Genomic DNA, 20473 nt, shown 5'->3' with positions numbered 1-20473 from the left:
CCTGCGGCGGATCGCTGGCAAGCCAGCTCCCACAGGGATTTTCTGCGCACATAAATCCCGGTTCACTGAAGATCACTGTGGGAGCTGGCTTGCCAGCGATGGCGGCCGACAAGACAACACAGGAACCGGCTCGTACAATGCCCGCTGCCCCGCAGGAGACTTCCATGACGCGACCCGCCCCCGTCCGCAAACCCCGTGCCCGCAGCCAGGCGCGCATCGATTCGATACTCGACGCCGCGCGCACATTGCTGGCCGCCGAGGGTGTGGCGAGTCTGTCGATCTATAGCGTCGCCGAGCGCGCGCAGATTCCGCCCTCCTCCGTGTACCACTTCTTCGCCAGTGTGCCGGCGCTGCTTGAGGCACTGACGGCAGATGTACACGCGGCGTTCCGCGCCTGCCTGCAAGCGCCGATCGATCATGACGCGCTGCGTGACTGGCGAGATCTGTCGCGACTGGTCGAGCAACGGATGCTGGAGATCTACGACGAAGATGCGGCGGCGCGCCAGTTGATCCTCGCCCAACACGGCTTGACCGAAGTGACCCAGGCTGACCGTCAGCACGACATAGAACTGGGCGACCTGATGCACAAGCTGTTCGATCATCACTTCGAGTTGCCGAGGCTGCCGGAGGATGTCGATGTATTCGCCCTGGCGATGGAGTTGGGTGACCGGGTTTATGCGCGCTCGGTGCAGCAACATGGGCAAATCACGCCGCGCATGGCCGAGGAAGGGATGCGGGTGTTTGATGCCTATATCGGCCTGTATCTGCCACCGTATCTGCCCAAGCGTTGAGCCATGATCGTTCCCACGCTCTGCGTGGGAATGCAGCCCGTGACGCTCCGCGCCACTGGACGCGGAGCGTCCCAAGAGGCATTCCCACGCGGAGCATGGGAACGATCGCCAGGCACAAAAAACCCCGAAGGGCTCACGCCCTTTGGGGTTGTTTTTTACTCACCGGCTTACAACTTGGCGATCGACACCTCGGTGGATTTCACAAAGGCGATCACTTCGCTGCCGACCACCAGTTCCAGCTCTTTGACCGAGCGGGTGGTGATCACCGAAGTAACGATGCCGGAAGCGGTCTGCACGTCGATTTCCGACAGCACGTCGCCGAGGACGATTTCCTTGATCGAGCCTTTGAACTGGTTACGGACGTTGATGGCTTTGATAGTCATGGCAATGATTCCTGTCGTTTGCTTGAGTTATTGAGCCCAACGCAGTTGCGTAGGCAGTGGTGAAACAGGTTCCGGCGCCGGCGGTTCGCCGGGCAGGGAGAGAACACGGTTAAGCACTTCGGTTTCCAGCGCTGCCAGCCGATGCGAACCACGCACTCGCGGCCGCGGCAGCTCCACATGCAGATCGAGGCCGACTTCGCCGTCCTCGATCAGAATCACCCGGTCGGCAATCGCCACCGCTTCGCTGACGTCGTGGGTCACCAGCAGCACGGTGAAGCCATGTTGCTGCCAGAGACGTTCGATCAATTGCTGCATTTCAATCCGGGTCAGCGCGTCCAGTGCGCCGAGCGGTTCGTCGAGCAATAGCAGACGCGGTTGATGGATCAGCGCACGGGCCAGCGCAACGCGCTGCTTTTGCCCGCCCGACAACGCTGCCGGCCATTCATTGGCGCGATCCGCCAGCCCCACCGCGTCCAGTGCTTCGAGAGCTTTCGGGCGCCAGTTGCCTTTAAGGCCCAAGCCGACGTTGTCGATGATCTTTTTCCACGGCAGCAGACGCGCTTCCTGGAACATCAATCGGGTGTCTTCCCGCGCATCGCTCAGCGGCGCAGAGCCGGCCAGCAAGTCACCGCCCGTTGGTTGATCGAGGCCGGCGAGCAAGCGCAGCAAGGTACTTTTGCCGCAACCACTGCGACCGACCACAGCGACGAATTGCCCTGCCGGAATGTGCAGATCGATGTCACGCAGCACCTGCCGCACGCCAAAGGTTTTCTGCAGGTTGCGCACCGCCAGCGGAATCCCGCGCAGCAAGCGTGGAGGTTGTTGAGCGGTCATGCCGCACCTCCTTTGGCAACCTGATAAGCCGGATGCCAGCGCAGCCACACACGCTCAAGTCCACGGGCGGCGAGGTCGGCGAGTTTGCCCAGCACCGCGTAAAGCAGGATCGCCAGCACCACCACGTCGGTCTGCAAAAACTCCCGGGCGTTCATCGCCAGATAGCCAATGCCGGAGCTGGCGGAAATGGTTTCGGCGACGATCAGCGTCAGCCACATAAAGCCCAGGGCGAAGCGCACACCGACCAGAATCGAAGGCAGTGCACCCGGCAGAATCACCTGCCAGAACAAGCTGAAACCGGAGAGGCCATAACTGCGCGCCATCTCCACCAGCGCCGGGTCGACGTTGCGGATGCCGTGATAGGTATTCAGGTAAATCGGGAACAACGTACCCAGCGCCACCAGAAAGATCTTCGCCGACTCGTCGATGCCGAACCACAGGATCACCAGCGGAATCAGCGCCAGATGCGGCACGTTGCGGATCATCTGCACCGAGCTGTCGAGCAGGCGTTCGCCCCACTTCGACAGGCCGGTGATGAAACCCAAGACCAGCCCGATGCTGCCGCCGATGGTGAAACCGAGTGCCGCGCGCCAGCCGCTGATCGCCAGGTGCGTCCAGATTTCGCCGCTGCGCACCAGGCTCACGCCGGCCTCGATCACCGCCACCGGTGCCGGCAGAATCCGCGTCGACAACCAACCGGCCGACACCGACAACTGCCACACCGCCAGCAACAACACCGGCAACGCCCAGGGCGCGAGGCTGTGGATGATTTTCTTCATGGCGCGCCTCAGCTCTGCGACGCGGCTTTGGGAAGAATATCGTTGGCGACCATCTCGCCGAACGGGCTGACATAACCGGCGCTTTTCGGCAGTTCCGGACGCTCGATGTCGAGGTGCGGAAACAGCAGTTCAGCGACGCGATACGATTCTTCGAGGTGTGGATAACCGGAGAAGATAAAGGTGTCGATGCCCAGATCGGCGTACTCCTTCACGCGCGCTGCGACGGTCGGGCCATCGCCAACCAGTGCCGTACCGGCACCGCCGCGTACTAGGCCAACACCGGCCCACAGGTTCGGGCTGACTTCGAGATTGTCGCGACTGCCGCCGTGCAGCGCGGCCATGCGTTGCTGGCCGACCGAATCGAAACGCGCCAGCGAAGCCTGAGCGCGAGCGATGGTGTCGTCGTCCAGGTGCGAGATCAGCCGATCTGCCGCTTGCCATGCTTCTGCGTTGGTTTCGCGAACGATTACGTGCAGACGAATGCCGAAGCGCACGGTGCGGCCAAGCTTGGCGGCCTTGGCGCGGACCTGTTCGATCTTCTCCGCGACCGCTGCGGGCGGTTCGCCCCAGGTCAGGACCATTTCCACTTGTTCAGCAGCCAGATCCTGCGCGGCTTCCGACGAGCCACCGAAGTACAGCGGCGGACGTGGTTGCTGGATTGGTGGATAGAGCAATTTCGCGCCTTTGACGCTGATGTGTTGTCCGTCGTAATCCACGGTTTCGCCTTCCAGCACACGACGCCAGATGCGGGTGAATTCCACCGAGGCTTGATAGCGTTCTTCGTGGCTGAGGAACAGACCATCGCCGGCCAATTCTTCCGGGTCACCGCCAGTCACCAGATTGAACAGCGCACGGCCGCCGGACAGACGATCCAGCGTGGCGGCCTGCCGCGCTGCCACCGTCGGGGAAATGATCCCGGGGCGCAGGGCAACGAGGAATTTCAAACGCTGGGTCACCGGGATCAGCGACGCTGCCACCAGCCACGAGTCTTCGCAGGAACGGCCGGTGGGGATCAGCACACCGCCGAAGCCCAGACGATCCGCCGCTTGCGCGACCTGTTGCAGATAACCGTGGTCGACGGCGCGAGCGCCTTCGGCGGTGCCAAGGTAATGGCCGTCGCCGTGGGTGGGCAGGAACCAGAAGATATTGAGGCTCATGGAGTGGTCTCCTTGGGGATTCGAATTACTGCGCTTTAGCCACAGCGGCCGGTGGGGTCCAGATCACATCCTTGATGCTCAATGGCTTGGGAATCAGCTTGAGCTGGAAGAACGTGTCAGCGATTTTCTGTTGCGCGGCGACCACTTCCGGGGTCAGAAACAGCGCGCCGTAGCCCTGGCGTTTTACCGAGGTCAGAGTGATGTCCGCCGGCAGGCCGAGCAGTGGCGCGACTTGTTGGGTCACGTCTTCAGGATTGGCTTTGGACCACTCGCCAACGGCGCGTACTTCTTCCACGAGGGTCTTGATCACCTCAGGATTTTTCTGCGCGTAAGGTTTGGTCGCGAGATAGAACTGGTGGTTGTCGACGATGCCTTTGCCGTCGCGCAGGGTGTGTGCTTGCAGTTGTTTCTCGGCGGCGGCCTGGTACGGATCCCAGATAACCCAGGCGTCGACGCTGCCACGTTCGAACGCGGCGCGAGCATCGGCGGGCGGCAGGAATACGGTTTGAATGTCGCTGTATTTGAGGCCGGCGTCTTCCAGTGCGCGCACCAGCAGGTAGTGCACGTTGGAACCTTTGTTCAGAGCGACTTTCTTGCCTTTGAGATCGGCCACCGATTTGATCGGCGAGTCTTTCGGCACGAGGATCGCTTCGCTGTTCGGCGCTGGTGGTTCGTAGGCGACGTAGAGCAAATCGGCGCCGGCAGCCTGGGCGAAGACTGGCGGGGTTTCGCCAGTGACGCCGAAGTCGATCGAGCCGACGTTCAGGCCTTCGAGCAGTTGCGGGCCACCGGGGAATTCAGTCCATTGCACGTCGACGCCTTGGGCGGCCAGACGCTTTTCCAGAGTGCCTTTGGCTTTGAGCAGCACCAGCGTGCCGTACTTCTGATAACCGATCCGCAATGTCTCGGCTTGAGCTTGAGTGATGGCGCCGAAGGTGACAGCCGCAGCAAACAGAGCGACCAGACCACGACGCAAAAATACAGTGCGCATAGCGCTCTCCTTTTTGCTGTTGGGTTTTGGCTGCACCTGCTTGGCCGTTGTCGGCGAAGTAAGGTGAGTTACATCAAATTCTGGTGAGGCTTAAATGCTCCAGCGAGCACTCAACAAACGTTCGTTCAACAGGCCCGGCTCCAGCGGTTTCGGCCGGCGGGCCATGGCACCGACAAACTGATCCAGCGCTTCATGCAGACGCTGCTCCAGCGCCGGTGCCAGTTGCGCCGCAGCACTGCCTTCGCCGTAAGCGATCTGGCTGTCCTCGGCGAAAATCCCCTGAAGCATTTCCTGGGCTTTCAATGCCGACAACACGGGTTTGAGGGCGTAATCGACCACCAGCATGTGGGCGATGCTGCCGCCGGTAGCCATCGGCAAAACAATCTTGTGGTTCAGGGCGCGCTCGGGCAACAGATCCAGCAGGGTTTTCAGGGCACCGGAGAACGACGCTTTGTAAACCGGCGTGGCGATCAGCAGGCCGTCGGCATTTTCAATCTGTTGCAGCAGGTCGAGCACCTTCGGGCTGTCGAAGCGGGCATGGAGCAGGTCTTCAGCCGGAAAGTCGCGCACCTGATAACTCACCACTTCCACGCCTTGCTGCTGCAACCAACGTTGCGAGCGCTCCAGCAGCACTCCGGAACGGGAGCGCAGGCTGGGACTGCCACCGAGTGAGACGACCAGCATTGAGACCATTCCTTAAGCGTTACAGGCGATTCGCGGGTTGCGATCTCGCTTCGATGGAGTGACCTTACCAGCTGATTTATATATCCATAAATCATATTTATTCATTTGGTTATTCGTTTTGGAGATATGCGATTCAGGTTATTCAAGGCGAAAAAAAAGGCCGTCGAAACGGCCTCAAATCCCCTGCTTAGTCGCTACCACTGATCGTTCCCACGCTCTGCGTGGGAATGAATCCATGGACGCTCCGCGTCCACTGTGACGCGGAGCGTCACGGACGGCATTCCCACGCGGACGGTTCGACGCCTCGACGTGGGAACGAGTCTGCCCAAGAAGATCATTTGTTCGGCTGTGGCGTCAGACGCAGATACGGTTTCACCGCGCGATAACCCTTCGGAAAGCGCTGCTTGATCTCTTCTTCATCTTTCAACGAAGGCACGATCACCACCTCTTCACCGTCCTGCCAGTTGGCCGGGGTGGCCACCTTGTAGTTGTCGGTGAGCTGCAGCGAATCGATCACCCGCAAAATCTCGTGGAAGTTACGGCCGGTGCTCGCCGGGTAGGTGATGGTCAGGCGGATCTTTTTGTTCGGGTCGATCACGAACAGCGAACGCACGGTCAGCGTATCGTTGGCGTTCGGGTGAATGAGGTCATACAGATCAGAGACTTTGCGATCGGCATCGGCCAGGATCGGGAAGTTGACGACGGTGTTCTGGGTTTCGTTGATGTCTTCGATCCACTTGTGGTGCGAATCCACCGGGTCGACCGACAGCGCGATGGCTTTGACACCGCGTTTGCTGAACTCATCCTTGAGCTTGGCGGTGAAGCCCAGCTCAGTGGTGCACACCGGGGTGAAGTCCGCCGGGTGGGAGAACAGCACGCCCCAGCTATCGCCCAGCCATTCGTGGAAACGAATCTTGCCGGCGCTGGAATCCTGTTCGAAATCGGGGGCGATATCGCCGAGTCTGAGGCTCATGGTGCTGCTCCTGATGAGTTGTTCGAGACCTCAACTGTAGCCCGGGATTTGCCATCGTGAAAAAGAATAAATAACTAGATATCTAGATCATTATTGAATATTAAACATCTGTTCACTGGACGCTCGACGGCATCCCGACGAACATCGCTCACAAGGTTCGAGAAGGCCTTGAGTTGCTGTAAAGAGGGGAATTTCGGGGCAGGCTTACGGGGGTGAGCCTGACTCGAAAACGCAAAAGCCCCGTCCGGCGCGATGCCGGACGGGGCTTTTTTTACATCCGCGAATCGAGACGCGCTATTACAGCAGCGGGATCGAGTAGCTGACGATCAGGCGGTTTTCGTCCTGCGAACGGGTGTTCGGCAGATCGGTGCGCCATACAGCGTTTTTCCACATCAGGCCGACGTTCTTGAACGGACCTTCCGGTACAACGTAACCGATGGTGAAGTCGCGTTCCCACTCGGAACTGTTCGAACCGTTCTCACGACCGTTGGTGCCAACGGTATCGATCGAATCGCCTTTGAGGTAAACGACACCGGCGGTCAGGCCAGGTACGCCGACTTTAGCGAAGTCATACGAGTAGCGAGCTTGCCAGGTTTTCTCGCCAGCACGGCCGAACTTCTGGATCTGCATGTCGGTGATGGTGTAGTTCGACGAGCCGTCGCCCTGGTTCAGCCAAGGGAAGTCGCTGCTGCCATTGGAAACCTGGTAACCGCCACCGAAGGTGTGGCCTTCAACGGTGTACAGGAACAGGCCGCTGTACAGGTTGTTGTCGACTTCACCGCGACCGTTACGCACGCCGGTGTAGTTACCGGTGCTGTAGTAGGCTGGATCGGTACCGTTTTTGCCGTCATCGGAGCTGTTGAAGTAACGGAAATCGGATTTCAATACGCCCGGGCCGATTGCCCAGTTGTGAACCAGACCCAGGAAGTGCTGCTTGTAGAAGTCTTCCAGGTTGCCGTAGTAGTACTGGGCAGTCAGGTCTTTGGTGATTTTGTAGTCACCACCGGCGTAGATGAACTTGTTGCTGTCACGGAACGCAGTGCCACGGGAGTTAGCGCCGCTGATGGACAGGTTTTCATTGTTGCTGGAGTTACGGCCTTTCACGGCTTCGATCTGACCGCCGACCAGAGTCAGGTCCTTGATTTCGCCGGAAGTGATCTGGCCACCCTGCCAGGTTTGTGGCAGCAGACGACCGTCGTTGGTCACGATGACCGGGTTCTTCGGCTGCAGAGTACCCAGCTTCAGTTCAGTCTGGGAGATCTTGGCTTTGGCAGTCAGACCCAGGCTGGAGAAGTTGTCCACCGCTTTGCCGTTGGACTCGCTCGGGAACACAGTGCCGCCGTAAGCGGTACCGCTGTTGCCGTTAGTGCCGCCGCCCGAATCCAGACGTACGCCCAGCAGGCCGATGGCATCGATACCGAAACCTACGGTGCCTTGGGTATAACCGGAGATGAAACGCAGATCGAAGCCTTGGCCCCACTCTTCGTTCTTGTTGGCGCCAGCGCCATCACGGTTATCGGTGTTGATGTAGAAGTTACGCAGCCCCAAAGTAGCTTTGCTGTCTTCGATGAAACCGGCGGCGCCTGCCTGCTGCGCCATAACCCCTACGGCCACAGCCAGGGCCAAGGTGGACTTGTTCATGTAAAGCTCCTCTCGTTTCTAATTCTTGTGTTCCTGGCCCGGGGTCTGATGCCCTGGGTCCTAAGATGCGCGATTAGCGCCAGACCGTGACCGACAAGTCAATCGTAACCTTGTGTGTCTACGACCAAGGTCTAATCGCAGTGATTTGGTCCGTGCAGAGTAAAGATTTCCTGATAAACCCAAAAAGAATTTATTCATTCTTTTTCATATCATTTCGGAATATGGCCAGTATCTTGCCACCTCCGCCGGGAAACAGCGTATCGGCGACTAAGCTCATTCCTAAATGGTATTTGTTAGCCTTTTTTTATATCGATTAGCTTTGGCGTAACCCCGAATCGTCAAACCCTATCGAAAAGGCGACGCCATGATGGCCAAACGCGCACTATCTAGTCAATTTGTTACAGTTTGTGTGTCAGCGCTGATTTCTTTTTCCGCGCATGCCGCCAACCTCACAGTGGGGTATCAAACCGGTATCGACCCGAGCAAAGTCCCCCAGGCCGACGGCGTCTACGAGAAAACCATTGGCGAGAAAATCGACTGGCGTCGCTTCAACAGCGGCCCGGAAGTTGTGACAGCCATTGCTTCGGGTGACGTGCAGATCGGCAACCTCGGTTCCAGCCCGTTGGCCGCGGCGGCTTCGCGCAATCTGCCGATTGTGGCGTTCATCGTTTCGGCGCAGATCAATGCCGCCGAAGCGCTAGTGGTGCGCAATGGCAGCGGTATCAACACCCCCCAGGACCTGGTCGGCAAAACCATCGCCACACCTTTCGTTTCGACCTCACACTACAGCCTGCTCGGCGCCCTCAAGCATTGGGGCCTGGACGCCTCGAAAGTCAAAGTGGTGAACCTGCAACCAGCAGAGATCGCAGCGGCGTGGAAGCGTGGCGATATCGATGGCGCATTTGTCTGGTCGCCGGCGCTGGGGGAAATCCGCAAGACCGGCAAGACCCTGACCGATGCCGCGCAGGTCGGCCAGTGGGGCGCGCCGACCTTCGAGGTCTGGGTCGCGCGCAAGGATTTTGCCGAGAAGCATCCTGAGGTTGTCGCAAAGTTCGCCAAGGTCACGCTCGACTCATTCGCCGATTACGCCGCACACAAAGACCGCTGGACGGCTGACTCGGTGCCGGTACAGAAAATCGCCAAACTGACCGGTGCCAATGCCGCTGATGTGCCGGAATTGCTGGCAGGTTCAGCGTTCCCGGACGCAAAGGCGCAGCAAACCACGGCGCTGCTGGATGGCGGCACGGCGAAAGCGATTGGCGAGACGGCGAAGTTTTTGAAGGAACAGGGCAAGGTTGAAACGGTGCTGCCGGATTATTCACCCTACGTCAGCGCCAAATTCATCACCGAGTAATTGATCGTTCCCGCGCTCTGCGTGGGAATGCAGCCCGGGACGCTCCGCGTCCCATCAAAAGCCGAACGCGGAGCGTCCGTTGAGGCATTCCCACGCAGAGCGTGGGAACGATCGAATGGACCAACTCGGTTAAAGGGTTTTTTCGAAGATCTTCGAATTACGCTGAAAGTTGTACAGCGAAGCCCGCGCCGCCGGCAGGCGCTCAACGCTGCTCGGCTCGAAACCACGCTCACGGAACCAGTGCGCGGTGCGCGTGGTGAGGACGAACAAGGTCTTCAAACCCTGCGCCCGTGCTCGGGTTTCGATGCGCTCCAGCAATTCATCACCGCGACCGCCATGGCGGTACTCCGGGTTCACTGCCAGGCACGCCAGTTCACCGGCATCCGAATCGGCAATCTGATACAGCGCCGCACAGGCGATGATCATGCCTTCACGCTCGACCACGCTGAACTGCTCGATCTCGCGCTCCAGCACTTCGCGCGAACGACGCACCAGAATCCCCTGCTCTTCCAGCGGACTGATCAAGTCGAGCAAGCCGCCGACGTCTTCAATCGCCGCCTCGCGGACCAGTTCGAATTGCTCCTGCGCGACCAGCGTGCCGCCACCGTCACGGGTGAACAGCTCTGTCAGCAGCGCGCCGTCTTCGGCGTAGCTGACGATATGGCTGCGCGCCACGCCGCCACGGCAAGCCTCGGCGGCAGCATCGAGCAGTTCTGCCTGATAGTTGCTGCCCAAACGCTGCAAGTGTGCCGGCACTTGCTGTGGACGCAGCTCGCGCACGAGTTTGCCGTTCTCGTCGATCAGACCGAGGTCAGCACCGAACAGCAGCAACTTGTCCGCGCCCAGGTCGATGGCGGCGCGGGTCGCGACGTCTTCGCAGGCGAGGTTGAAGATTTCACCGGTCGGCGAGTAGCCCAACGGCGACAGCAACACGATCGAGCGCTCATCGAGTAGACGGTTGATGCCTTTGCGGTCGACCCGGCGCACTTCGCCGGTGTGGTGATAGTCGACGCCTTCCAGCACGCCGATCGGCCGCGCGGTAACAAGGTTGCCGCTAGCCACGCGCAAACGCGAGCCCTGCATCGGCGACGAAGCCATGTCCATCGACAGCCGCGCTTCGATGGCGATGCGCAACTGGCCGACCGCGTCGATCACACATTCCAGGGTCGCGGCATCGGTGATGCGCATGCCGTGGTGGTAATGCGGGGTCAGGCCACGCGCGGCGAGGCGGGTTTCGATCTGTGGACGCGAACCGTGCACCAGCACCAGACGCACGCCAAGGCTATGCAGCAGAACAATGTCGTGGACGATGTTGCCGAAGTTCGGATGCTCCACGCCATCGCCGGGCAGCATGACGACGAAGGTGCAGTCGCGGTGGGCATTGATGTAAGGGGACGCGTGACGAAGCCAGTTAACGTATTCGGGCATGAACCTGGGCCTGTAATAAATAGCAGCCTAAAAAGGGGCGAAACGGAAAACGCACAGCGGGCTGATGGTTATCGTCGGAACAGGCTTGGCGACACGCGCGCTCTCCTCATGAATACGGGTTGGAATGCTGGCAATTTACAGCGATTGGTCAGACAAAACATAGATCCCTTGTAGGAGTGAGCCTGCTCGCGATAGCGGAGTTTCAGTCAATACCTCCGGGACTGTCTCACCGCTATCGCGAGCAGGCTCACTCCTACAAAGGGTCACTTGGGATCCTTTGACGTTGGTGCACCTGTCAGACAGTAATGTTCAATCAGTTGCCGTAATAGATGCACGGTAGGCTGCAAACGTGACATTTCAAGGTACTCGCCGGGTTGATGCGCACAGGCGATGTCGCCAGGGCCGAGCACAATGGTTTCGCAGCCAAGGCGCTGAAGATAAGGCGCTTCGGTGCCGAACGCTACTGCTTCGGCGCGGTGGCCGGTGAGCTTTTCAGCGATGCGCACCAGTTCCGCGTCTTCTGCCTGCTCGAACGACGGCACTTCCGGGAACAGCGGTTTGTAATCAATCTTCACCTGATGCCGCTCGGCCACCGGGTTGAGCTTGCGCAGAATCTCCGCGCGCAGGACTTTCGGGTCCATGCCCGGCAATGGCCGCAGGTCGAACTCCAGCGAGCACTGACCGCAGATACGGTTTGGGTTGTCGCCGCCATGGATACAACCGAAGTTCATCGTCGGCTGCGGCACGCTGAACTGCGGATTGTTGAATTCGCGCTGCCACAACAGGCGCAAACCGCGCAGTTCGCCGATGGCATCGTGCATCGCTTCGAGTGCGCTGTGGCCCAAGCGTGGATCCGACGAATGGCCGCTCTGCCCAAGGATATCGATGCGTTCCATCATGATGCCTTTGTGCATGCGGATCGGTTTCAGCCCGGTCGGCTCACCGATTACCGCTGCGCGGCCCAACGGACGCCCGGCCTCGGCCAGCGCACGGGCGCCGGACATCGAGCTTTCTTCATCGCAGGTGGCGAGGATCAGCAACGGCTGCTTGAACGGCTGATCGAGCAGCGGCAGCACCGCTTCGATGATCAGCGCGAAGAAACCTTTCATGTCACAACTGCCCAGCCCGACCCAGCGGCCATCGACTTCGGTGAGTTTCAGCGGATCGGTCTGCCACAACGCATCGTCGTACGGCACCGTGTCGCTGTGCCCGGCCAGCACCAGCCCGCCGGGGCCGCTGCCGAAACTGGCGAGCAGGTTGAATTTGCCGGGGCTGACCTGCTGGATATCGCAGCTGAAACCCAGATCGCCCAGCCAGCCGGCGAGCAAATCGATCACCGCGCGGTTGGATTGGTCGAGGTTCGGTTGGGTACAGCTGACCGATGGCGCGGCGATCAGCGCCGCGAACTGGTCTTGCATGGACGGCAAAGGCATCGCTGACTCCAACTCCCGAATTGAAGTCCATCATAGAACCATCCGGCGTCAGGAATAAACCGCCGCAGGGCGTAGGACGAATCAGTCCTGTACACTGCACGGCCTTGGCAGCCACATATTCCCCGGCTGCGCTCCCGATCCTGGATTTTCCGGCCATGCAGAAAGAAACCGAAATCAAACTCCGCGTCAGCCGCGAAACCCTCGCCGCCCTGCGCGAGCACCCGTTACTGAAAAAACGCAACAAAAGTGGCTGGGAACGCCGTGAGTTGATGAACCAGTATTTCGACACCCCCGAGCGCGATCTGGCTCAGGCCAAAGTCGCCCTGCGCCTGCGCAAGGACGGTGACGAAGTGATTCAGACCCTCAAGACCCGTGGCCAAAGCGTTGCCGGTCTGTCCGAACGCAATGAATACGACTGGAAGTTGCCGAAAGCCAAGCTCGACGTGAAGAAACTCGACGGCGAATGCTGGCCCGAGTCGCTGGCCGAGCTGGACAAGAAAACCCTCAAGCCGATCTTCACCACCGACTTCGTTCGCGAACGCGCCGAAATAGCCTGGGGCCGTGGCAAGAGCAAAGTGGTCATCGAAGCCGCGCTGGATCTCGGCCACGTAGTGGTCGGCAAACAGAAAGAAGAAATCTGCGAGCTGGAACTGGAACTACGCGAAGGCGAGCCTGCCGCGCTGCTGGAACTGGCTGCCGAGCTGGCGGAAACCCTGGCGTTGATGCCGTGTGACATCAGCAAGGCTGAGCGTGGCTATCGCCTGTACGACGCCAACAGTTACTCGCTGAGCCTGCCGGCGCCGGAGCTGACCCCGGAAACCCAACTCGACGACGCCTTCGCTGCGCTGAGCTGGCACTTGCTCGGCAGCAGCCAGCGTCTGGCTGAACAGTACCGTTTCAACGGCCACTGGCGCCTGTTGCTCGACTGGGTCGAGAACCTCGCGGAAATGCGTGCCCTGCTCAGCAGCCTCGGCCAGGCCGCGCCGCGTCAGTCGACCCACGACTTGCGCGTTGCCCTGGATGCGTTGCTGGAAGACTGGCGCCCGCTGGTGCAGGCCGGTATCGAAGACGAAGACGTGCGCAAAGCCGCGCCGGAGCAGTTCCTCGAAGAACTGGAAGATCCGCGCTGGGGCCTGTTCTCGCTGAGCACGTCACGCTGGTTGCTGGCCCGCACCTGGACCGCCGACCGCAACGTTCGTGGTAACCGTCAGGGCGGCGCGCAGTTGCACAGCTGGTTGCCACGCCTGTTGGGCGAAGAGGCCACGGCCCTGCAATTGCAGCGTTATCAGCAGCAGCCGGAAGATCTGGCTGAACAACTGCCGCGTATCGAGCGCATTCAGGTCTGGCTGCACCACGCACGCAATGTGCTGGAGATCCCGGAAATGGATCGCCTGTACGGCGAGCTGAACAAGCTGGCGCAACTGGCCAACGAACCGACGATCACTGACGAACTGCTCGACGCACGCAAGCAACAGGCGATTGCGGTTTACCAGAATCGCGCGTGGAAAATGCTCCTGCGCATGTAACACCGCTAAAAGATCGCAGCCTTCGGCAGCTCCTACAGGGTGTACACCCGCCCCATGTAGGAGCTGCCGCAGGCTGCGATCTTTTGCTTTATCGCAACACAGGCAAGCTGGTGGTGGACTTGATCTCCGATAACGCCACAATCGAATTCACTTCCTGTATCCCCGGCACCAGCGACAGCTTCTCGAAGAAGAACCGCTCATACGCCTCGATGTCCGCCGCAACAATGCGCAGTAAAAAATCCACCGCCCCCATCAATACATAACACTCCAGCACCTCCGGAAACCCGCGAATCGCTTCGGTGAACTCAGTGAAGTTCGAACGCCCGTGTGCGTTGAGTTTGATCTCGGCAAAGATCTGCGTATTCAGGCCAATCTTCTTGCGATCGAGCAAAGTCACCTGCCCGCGAATGATCCCCTCTTCTTTCATCCGCTGAATCCGCCGCCAGCACGGCGATTGCGACAGGCCGACCTGCTCGGCGATCTGCGCGCTCGAGAGCGATGCGTCCTCTTGCAGCAGGGCGAGAATCTTGCGGTCGTAACTGTCCAGCTCGCTGTGCATAGAAAAACCTCAATAACCGGATTATGCGAATTGATCTTTTCGATCAACCGTCATTAACGCCGATCATAGCCAAGAAATACCCCGCGCCGAATGTAAAAATTCCTCCAGAGATTTTGGAGACTTGTCATGCCGCACCTCGAAGCCGTCACCTCCCCGCCAACCCGCGCCGATGTCTGGAACGTCAGCAGCGCCCATTGCCTGGCGCAGTATCAAATCCTTGCCGAGGCTGAACCGGATCTGCTGGTGCGGGTGTTGAATCTGTTCGCGTTGCAGTTCCTCACGCCCGAGCAGGTCAACGTGCAGCGCATGGACGATCTGCTGTCGATCGACCTGGTCATGGGCGGTCTCAGTTGGCATCGCGCGCAAGTGATCGCGGAAAAACTTCGTAACCTGATCAGCGTTTGCTCGGTGAATCTGCAAAACGCCGACAGCGCTTGGGATGCGCGGACGCAAGCGGCCGGCTGACAAACCCGGCAACGCCTTCGTCGGGTAGTGGCCCAACGGTCTACCGGGCCGCGACTATCCTTTTGCGCACTGTCGTTCAAAAGGAAGCCCGCATGTCCGTTCAATTCGCCACTCAGGACCGCTGGCTGGAGCTCAATGATGTGCTGCGTGAACTGGTCGCCCAGGGTTTTATCTGCCAGGACTCGGCGGAGCAGGCGCTGAATGCGCGCCGCCGTCACGCCGCGAATGGCCAGATGCACCCGCTGGAATTCATCGCCAGCCAGCAACTGGACGACCTCAGCCGTCCGGGCAAACACCTCGACCTGGAAAGCCTGACCCTCTGGCTGGCGCAACAGGCCGGCCAGCCTTATCTGCGTATCGATCCGCTGAAGATCAACGTCGCCGCCATTACACCGTTGATGTCTTACGCCTTCGCGCAACGACACAAGATCCTCGCCGTGGCGGTCGACCGTGATGCGGTAACCGTGGCCAGCGCTCAGCCTTACGTCACCGGTTGGGAAGCGGATCTGACTCACGTGTTGAAGCTGCCGATCAAACGAGTGGTGGCCAACCCGGCGGATATCCAGCGCTTCAGCGTCGAGTTCTTCCGCCTGGCGAAATCGGTCAGCGGCGCCAGCAATGCCGATCAGCAGAGCGGTAACCTCGGCAACTTCGAACAACTGCTCAACCTCGGCGCCAGCGATCAGGAGCCGGACGCCAACGACGCGCACATCGTCAACATTGTCGACTGGCTGTTCCAGTACGCCTTCCAGCAGCGCGCCAGCGATATCCACATCGAACCGCGGCGCGAGCAAGGAACGGTGCGGTTTCGCATCGACGGCGTGTTGCACAACGTCTATCAATTTCCGCCGCAGGTGACCATGGCGATCGTCAGTCGCCTGAAAAGCCTCGGGCGGATGAACGTCGCCGAAAAGCGCAAACCGCAGGACGGCCGGGTCAAGACCAAGACTCCGGATGGCGGCGAAGTCGAACTGCGGCTTTCGACCCTGCCTACAGCGTTCGGTGAAAAAATGGTCATGCGAATCTTCGATCCGGAAGTGCTGCTCAAGGATTTCGATCAGTTGGGTTTCAGCGCCGATGACCTGAGGCGCTGGCAGGACATGACGCGCCAGCCCAACGGCATCATTCTGGTTACCGGGCCGACTGGTTCGGGCAAGACCACCACGCTGTACACCACGCTGAAAAAACTGGCGACGCCGGAAGTGAACCTTTGCACCATCGAAGACCCGATCGAAATGGTCGAGCCGGCGTTCAACCAGATGCAGGTGCAGCACAACATCGACCTGAGCTTCGCCGCCGGCGTGCGTGCGCTGATGCGACAAGACCCGGACATCATCATGATTGGCGAGATCCGTGATCTGGAAACCGCTGAAATGGCGATTCAGGCGGCGCTCACCGGGCACCTGGTGCTGTCGACGCTGCACACCAACGACGCACCCAGCGCGATCAGTCGTTTGCTCGAACTCGGCGTGCCGCACTACCTGATCAAAGCCACCGTGCTCGGCGTCATGGCCCAGCGTTTGGTGCGCACCTTGTGTCCGCATTGCAAGGCGCCACTAACGCTGGAAGACGAGGATTGGCAAACCCTGACACGCCCGTGGCAAGCGCCGCTGCCGGGCAACGCGCAACGTGCGATCGGTTGTGTGGAATGCCGCGACACCGGCTATCGCGGCCGCGCCGGTGTCTACGAAATCATGCAACTGAGCGATAGCCTCAAGGCTTTTATCACCCCGGACAGCGACCTCACGGCGATTCGCCGGCAGGCGTTCAAGGAAGGCATGCGCAGTTTGCGTTTGTCCGGTGCGCAAAAAGTCGCGGCAGGGCTGACGACGGTTGAGGAAGTGCTCCGGGTGACGCCGCAGAGCGAGCAGAAATAGCCCATCACGGAACTGGATCGGGGGAATGGCAATCCAACGCCCTAGTTAACCCCCAGGAGTCACCTCATCATGCGTCTCAAACTTGCTGTTGCCACACTGGCCTTGCTGTCCCTTCCCGTTGGTTCGGCCATGGCGGACAGCTTTTGGCGTAACGTCATCTCGTCCGGCGCCACCACCGGTTCGACCTACCTGACCTTCAAGGATCACAAGCTGATCATCGCCGCGCAGGACGATGCCGGCAGCTTCGTTGCCAGCGACGGCGGTATTCGTGGGCCGTATCTGGAAGCAGCGATGCAGAAAGTCCGCGCCGACAATCCGGGCCTGCAGGCGTCGGACATGGAACTGGCGAACGCGATTCTGGCGAAAAACGCCGTGGCGTCCGAGTAACAAAAAATGCCGCTCAATCGAGCGGCATTTTTTTGCCCGGATTTCAGATTCACCACAATCCCTTGTAGGAGTGAGCCTGCTCGCGATAGCGGTGTATCAGGCAAATTTTCCGGTGACTGATCCACCGCTATCGCGAGCAGGCTCACTCCTACAGGGGAACTGAGTGGACCTAAGTATCAGCGGTAGTCGTCCACCGGGACGCAGGCGCAGAACAGATTGCGATCGCCGTAGACATTGTCGACCCGATTCACCGCCGGCCAATACTTGTGCGCTTTCGTGTGCGCATCCGGGGTAATTCCTTGCTCGATGCTGTACGGCCGCTCCCACACCCCGGTGACATCCGCCAGGGTATGCGGCGCGCGTTTCAGCGGGTTGTCCTCGGTCGGCCAGTTGCCGTTCTGCACCTCAGTGATTTCCGCGCGAATACTCAACATTGCACCAATAAATCGGTCCAGCTCTGCTTTGGATTCACTCTCGGTCGGCTCGACCATCAAAGTCCCCGGTACCGGGAATGACATGGTCGGTGCATGGAAGCCGTAATCCATCAGACGCTTGGCTACGTCTTCCTCACTGATGCCGGTCTGCGTTTTCAACGGTCGCAGGTCGAGAATGCATTCATGAGCCACACGCCCGTTGCGTCCTGTGTACAACACCGGGAACGCGCCGGATAAATGCTGCGCCAGGTAATTCGCCGCCAGGATCGCCACTTCACTGGCATCGGCCAGCTGCGGCCCCATCATGGCGATGTACATCCAGCTGATCGGCAAAATGCTCGCGCTGCCCCACGGTGCTGCGCTGACGGCGCCGTTCTGCGCCAACGGCCCATCGATTGGCACCACCGGATGATTGGCGACGAACGGCGCCAGGTGCGCACGAATACCGATCGGCCCCATGCCCGGCCCACCGCCGCCATGGGGAATGCAAAAAGTCTTGTGCAAATTCATGTGCGACACGTCGGCGCCGATGTCCGCAGGCCGCGCCAGCCCGACCTGCGCATTGAGGTTGGCGCCGTCCATGTAAACCTGACCGCCGTACTTGTGGATAACCTCGCAGATCTCGCTGATGCCCTCCTCGTACACCCCGTGGGTCGACGGATAGGTCGCCATCAGGCACGACAACTTATCCCCAGCCTCGGCGGCTTTCGCTTTCAAATCCTGCAGATCGACGTTGCCCGCCTCGTCGCACTCGACGATCACCACACGCATCCCGGCCATTTGCGCCGAAGCCGGGTTGGTGCCATGGGCCGAGGACGGAATCAGGCAGATCTCCCGCGCGCCCTGCTGACGGCTTTCGTGGTATTTGCGGATCGCCAGCAACCCGGCGTACTCGCCTTGGGCGCCGGAGTTGGGTTGCATGCAAATAGCATCGAACCCGGTGATTGCGCAGAGCCAGCGCTCCAGTTCTTCGATCATCAACGTATAACCGACCGCCTGCTCACGCGGCACGAACGGATGCAGGTTAGCGAACTGCGGCCAGGTGATCGGGATCATTTCGCTGGTGGCGTTGAGTTTCATGGTGCAGGAGCCCAGCGGGATCATTGACTGGTTGAGCGCCAGATCCTTGTTTTCCAGTTGCTTGAGGTAGCGCAGCATCTCGGTTTCGCTGTGATGCGCGTTGAACACCGGATGACGCAGATACGGTGTTTGGCGTTGCAGGTTGTCGGGAATGCCTGAGGTCAGCGCCTCGGCGTCGAGATCGACGACGGTCAACCCATGATCAGCCCCGAGCAATACATCGAAAAGTCTGGCGACGGTGGCTTCATCGCAGGTTTCGTCGAGGCTCAGCCCTACCCGCCCACGGCCGAGAATTCTCAGGTTGATCTGCGCAGCCTGAGCACTCTCGATGATCGCCGTTTGCGCACCGCCGACGTCCAGCGTCAGCGTGTCGAAGAATTGCGCATTGATCCGGTTGATCCCTTTGCGCTGAAGCCCTGCCGCCAGAATGCAGGTCAGCCTGTGCACACGCTGGGCCACGCGCTTCAAGCCTTCCGGGCCGTGATAGACCGCGTAGAAACTGGCGATGTTGGCCAGCAGGACTTGTGCGGTGCAGATGTTCGAATTGGCCTTCTCACGACGAATATGTTGCTCACGGGTTTGCAATGCCATGCGCAACGCGACGTTGCCCCGGGCATCTTTCGACACACCGATGATCCGCCCGGGAATCGCCCTTTTGTATTCCTCGCGGCTGGCAAAGAACGCCGCGTGCGGGCCGCCATAACCCATTGGCACGCCAAAACGCTGCGAGGAACCGAACACCACATCGGCGCCCAACTCTCCCGGGGGTGTCAGCAGTAGCAAGCTCAATAAATCAGTAGCGACACAAGCCAATGCCTGTTGCGCATGCAAGTGATCGATCGCCGGACGCAGGTCGCGAACCTCGCCATGAGTGTCCGGATATTGCAGAAGCGCGCCAAACACCTGATGCTGCTTCAAGTTATCCACAGCGTCGATGATCAGCTCGAAACCGAAGCCTTCGGCACGGGTCTGCACCACGGAAATGGTTTGCGGGTGGCAGTTCTCATCGACGAAAAACAGATTGCTCTTCGACTTCGCCACACGCTTGGCCAGTGCCATGGCTTCCGCCGCTGCCGTGGCTTCATCGAGCAGCGACGCATTGGCCAATTCGAGGCCGGTGAGGTCGATGGTCAGCTGCTGAAAATTCAGCAGCGCTTCGAGTCTGCCCTGCGCGATCTCGGGCTGATACGGCGTGTACGCGGTGTACCAACCGGGATTTTCCAGCACATTGCGCAGGATGACGGTTGGCGTCAGAGTGCCGTGGTAGCCCATACCGATCAGGCTGGTCCAGACCTGATTCTGCTCGGCGTAACTGCGCAGCTTGGCCAGCGCGGCTTGTTCATCCAGCGCCGCCGGCAGGTCGAGCGCGCGATTGAAGCGAATGCCTGGCGGCACCGTTTGCTCGATCAGTTCGATTCGACTACCGAGGCCGAGGCTGTCGAGCATCGCCTGCTGTTCGGCAGCATCGGGGCCGAGGTGACGGCGCAGAAAAGCGTCGGGATCGCGTAACTGGCTCAGGGACGGCAACTGGGACATGACGGGCTCTCTCTTGGCTGGCGCTCGGCGTCAATGCAACACGGTCAAACCAGCATAGCAGTGCCCTTGAAGATCAAAAGATCGCAGCCTTCGGCAGCTCCTACAAGATGTACACCATCCTCCTGTAGGAGCTGCCGAAGGCTGCGATCTTTTGATCCTAA

At 59.9% G+C, this 20473-nt stretch carries 18 protein-coding genes; 6 read left to right on the top strand and 12 right to left on the bottom strand.

Annotated elements, in window-relative coordinates; genetic code table 11:
* Positions 1 to 164: 164 nt before the first annotated feature.
* Positions 165 to 791 carry a TetR/AcrR family transcriptional regulator gene (locus ACM6JQ_RS20700; RefSeq protein ID WP_007913840.1) on the top strand — a complete coding sequence of 209 codons (627 nt, stop codon included), beginning with the start codon at positions 165 to 167 and terminating at the stop codon, positions 789 to 791.
* Between the two features lie 167 nt (positions 792 to 958).
* Here ACM6JQ_RS20700 and ACM6JQ_RS20695 read toward each other — a convergent pair whose 3' ends face one another.
* From ACM6JQ_RS20695 to ACM6JQ_RS20660, 8 genes are all read right to left on the bottom strand, one after another.
* On the bottom strand, positions 959 to 1174 hold the full coding sequence (locus ACM6JQ_RS20695; RefSeq protein ID WP_003229256.1) for a TOBE domain-containing protein: 216 nt from the start codon (positions 1172 to 1174) through the stop codon (positions 959 to 961).
* Between the two features lie 27 nt (positions 1175 to 1201).
* Complete coding sequence (ssuB, locus tag ACM6JQ_RS20690; RefSeq protein ID WP_414894592.1) at positions 1202 to 2008, bottom strand: aliphatic sulfonates ABC transporter ATP-binding protein; 807 nt, start codon at positions 2006 to 2008, stop codon at positions 1202 to 1204.
* Positions 2005 to 2787 carry an aliphatic sulfonate ABC transporter permease SsuC gene (gene ssuC / locus ACM6JQ_RS20685; protein WP_003229260.1) on the bottom strand — a complete coding sequence of 261 codons (783 nt, stop codon included), beginning with the start codon at positions 2785 to 2787 and terminating at the stop codon, positions 2005 to 2007. Before ssuC ends, ssuB begins: the two co-directional genes overlap by 4 nt.
* An 8-nt stretch (positions 2788 to 2795) precedes the next feature.
* On the bottom strand, positions 2796 to 3944 hold the full coding sequence (ssuD, locus tag ACM6JQ_RS20680) for an FMNH2-dependent alkanesulfonate monooxygenase (protein ID WP_007939251.1): 1149 nt from the start codon (positions 3942 to 3944) through the stop codon (positions 2796 to 2798).
* A 25-nt stretch (positions 3945 to 3969) separates the two neighbouring features.
* On the bottom strand, positions 3970 to 4935 hold the full coding sequence (locus ACM6JQ_RS20675) for a sulfonate ABC transporter substrate-binding protein (protein WP_007913834.1): 966 nt from the start codon (positions 4933 to 4935) through the stop codon (positions 3970 to 3972).
* Positions 4936 to 5025: 90 nt separating this feature from the next.
* A complete protein-coding gene (ssuE, locus tag ACM6JQ_RS20670) occupies positions 5026 to 5619 on the bottom strand; it encodes an NADPH-dependent FMN reductase (protein WP_034151973.1) in 594 nt (197 codons plus the stop codon).
* Positions 5620 to 5953: 334 nt separating this feature from the next.
* Positions 5954 to 6592 (bottom strand): peroxiredoxin, encoded by a 639-nt coding sequence (locus ACM6JQ_RS20665; RefSeq protein ID WP_007913831.1) that lies wholly within the window; start codon positions 6590 to 6592, stop codon positions 5954 to 5956.
* A 297-nt stretch (positions 6593 to 6889) separates the two neighbouring features.
* Positions 6890 to 8233, bottom strand: a complete 1344-nt coding sequence (locus ACM6JQ_RS20660) for an OprD family porin (protein ID WP_414894591.1) — start codon at positions 8231 to 8233, stop codon at positions 6890 to 6892.
* 364 nt (positions 8234 to 8597) lie between these two features.
* Between ACM6JQ_RS20660 and tauA the strand changes: the two genes are divergently transcribed.
* A complete protein-coding gene (gene tauA, locus ACM6JQ_RS20655) occupies positions 8598 to 9587 on the top strand; it encodes a taurine ABC transporter substrate-binding protein (RefSeq protein WP_007913826.1) in 990 nt (329 codons plus the stop codon).
* A gap of 129 nt (positions 9588 to 9716) precedes the next feature.
* On the opposite strand, the gene argA is transcribed toward tauA, so the two are convergent.
* Positions 9717 to 11015, bottom strand: a complete 1299-nt coding sequence (argA, locus tag ACM6JQ_RS20650) for an amino-acid N-acetyltransferase (protein ID WP_007913824.1) — start codon at positions 11013 to 11015, stop codon at positions 9717 to 9719.
* A gap of 263 nt (positions 11016 to 11278) precedes the next feature.
* Positions 11279 to 12448, bottom strand: a complete 1170-nt coding sequence (gene argE / locus ACM6JQ_RS20645; RefSeq protein WP_414894590.1) for an acetylornithine deacetylase — start codon at positions 12446 to 12448, stop codon at positions 11279 to 11281.
* 155 nt (positions 12449 to 12603) lie between these two features.
* Between argE and ACM6JQ_RS20640 the strand changes: the two genes are divergently transcribed.
* Positions 12604 to 13974 carry an inorganic triphosphatase gene (locus ACM6JQ_RS20640; protein WP_007913820.1) on the top strand — a complete coding sequence of 457 codons (1371 nt, stop codon included), beginning with the start codon at positions 12604 to 12606 and terminating at the stop codon, positions 13972 to 13974.
* A gap of 88 nt (positions 13975 to 14062) precedes the next feature.
* On the opposite strand, the gene ACM6JQ_RS20635 is transcribed toward ACM6JQ_RS20640, so the two are convergent.
* Positions 14063 to 14533, bottom strand: a complete 471-nt coding sequence (locus ACM6JQ_RS20635) for an Lrp/AsnC family transcriptional regulator (protein WP_007913818.1) — start codon at positions 14531 to 14533, stop codon at positions 14063 to 14065.
* Positions 14534 to 14659: 126 nt separating this feature from the next.
* Here ACM6JQ_RS20635 and ACM6JQ_RS20630 point away from each other — a divergent pair, with 126 nt between their 5' ends.
* From ACM6JQ_RS20630 to ACM6JQ_RS20620, 3 genes are all read left to right on the top strand, one after another.
* Entirely contained in the window at positions 14660 to 14998 is a 339-nt protein-coding gene (locus tag ACM6JQ_RS20630) for a hypothetical protein (protein ID WP_414894589.1), read from the top strand.
* A gap of 92 nt (positions 14999 to 15090) precedes the next feature.
* Positions 15091 to 16875: a GspE/PulE family protein gene (locus ACM6JQ_RS20625; protein ID WP_414894588.1), complete on the top strand. Its 1785-nt coding sequence runs from the start codon at positions 15091 to 15093 to the stop codon at positions 16873 to 16875.
* 66 nt (positions 16876 to 16941) lie between these two features.
* The gene (locus tag ACM6JQ_RS20620; protein WP_174245147.1) at positions 16942 to 17262 is read left to right on the top strand and encodes a DUF2388 domain-containing protein; all 321 of its coding nucleotides are present in this window, start codon (positions 16942 to 16944) and stop codon (positions 17260 to 17262) included.
* A 176-nt stretch (positions 17263 to 17438) separates the two neighbouring features.
* Here the strand turns inward: ACM6JQ_RS20620 and gcvP are convergent, their stop codons facing one another.
* Positions 17439 to 20312, bottom strand: a complete 2874-nt coding sequence (gene gcvP, locus ACM6JQ_RS20615; protein WP_414894587.1) for an aminomethyl-transferring glycine dehydrogenase — start codon at positions 20310 to 20312, stop codon at positions 17439 to 17441.
* Positions 20313 to 20473 lie beyond the last annotated feature (161 nt).

Source organism: Pseudomonas sp. IT-232MI5 (assembly GCF_949767845.1).
In the GTDB taxonomy this organism is placed as follows: domain Bacteria; phylum Pseudomonadota; class Gammaproteobacteria; order Pseudomonadales; family Pseudomonadaceae; genus Aquipseudomonas.
Note: the sequence above shows the minus strand (reverse complement) of the source record. Positions and strands in the feature narration are given on the sequence as shown.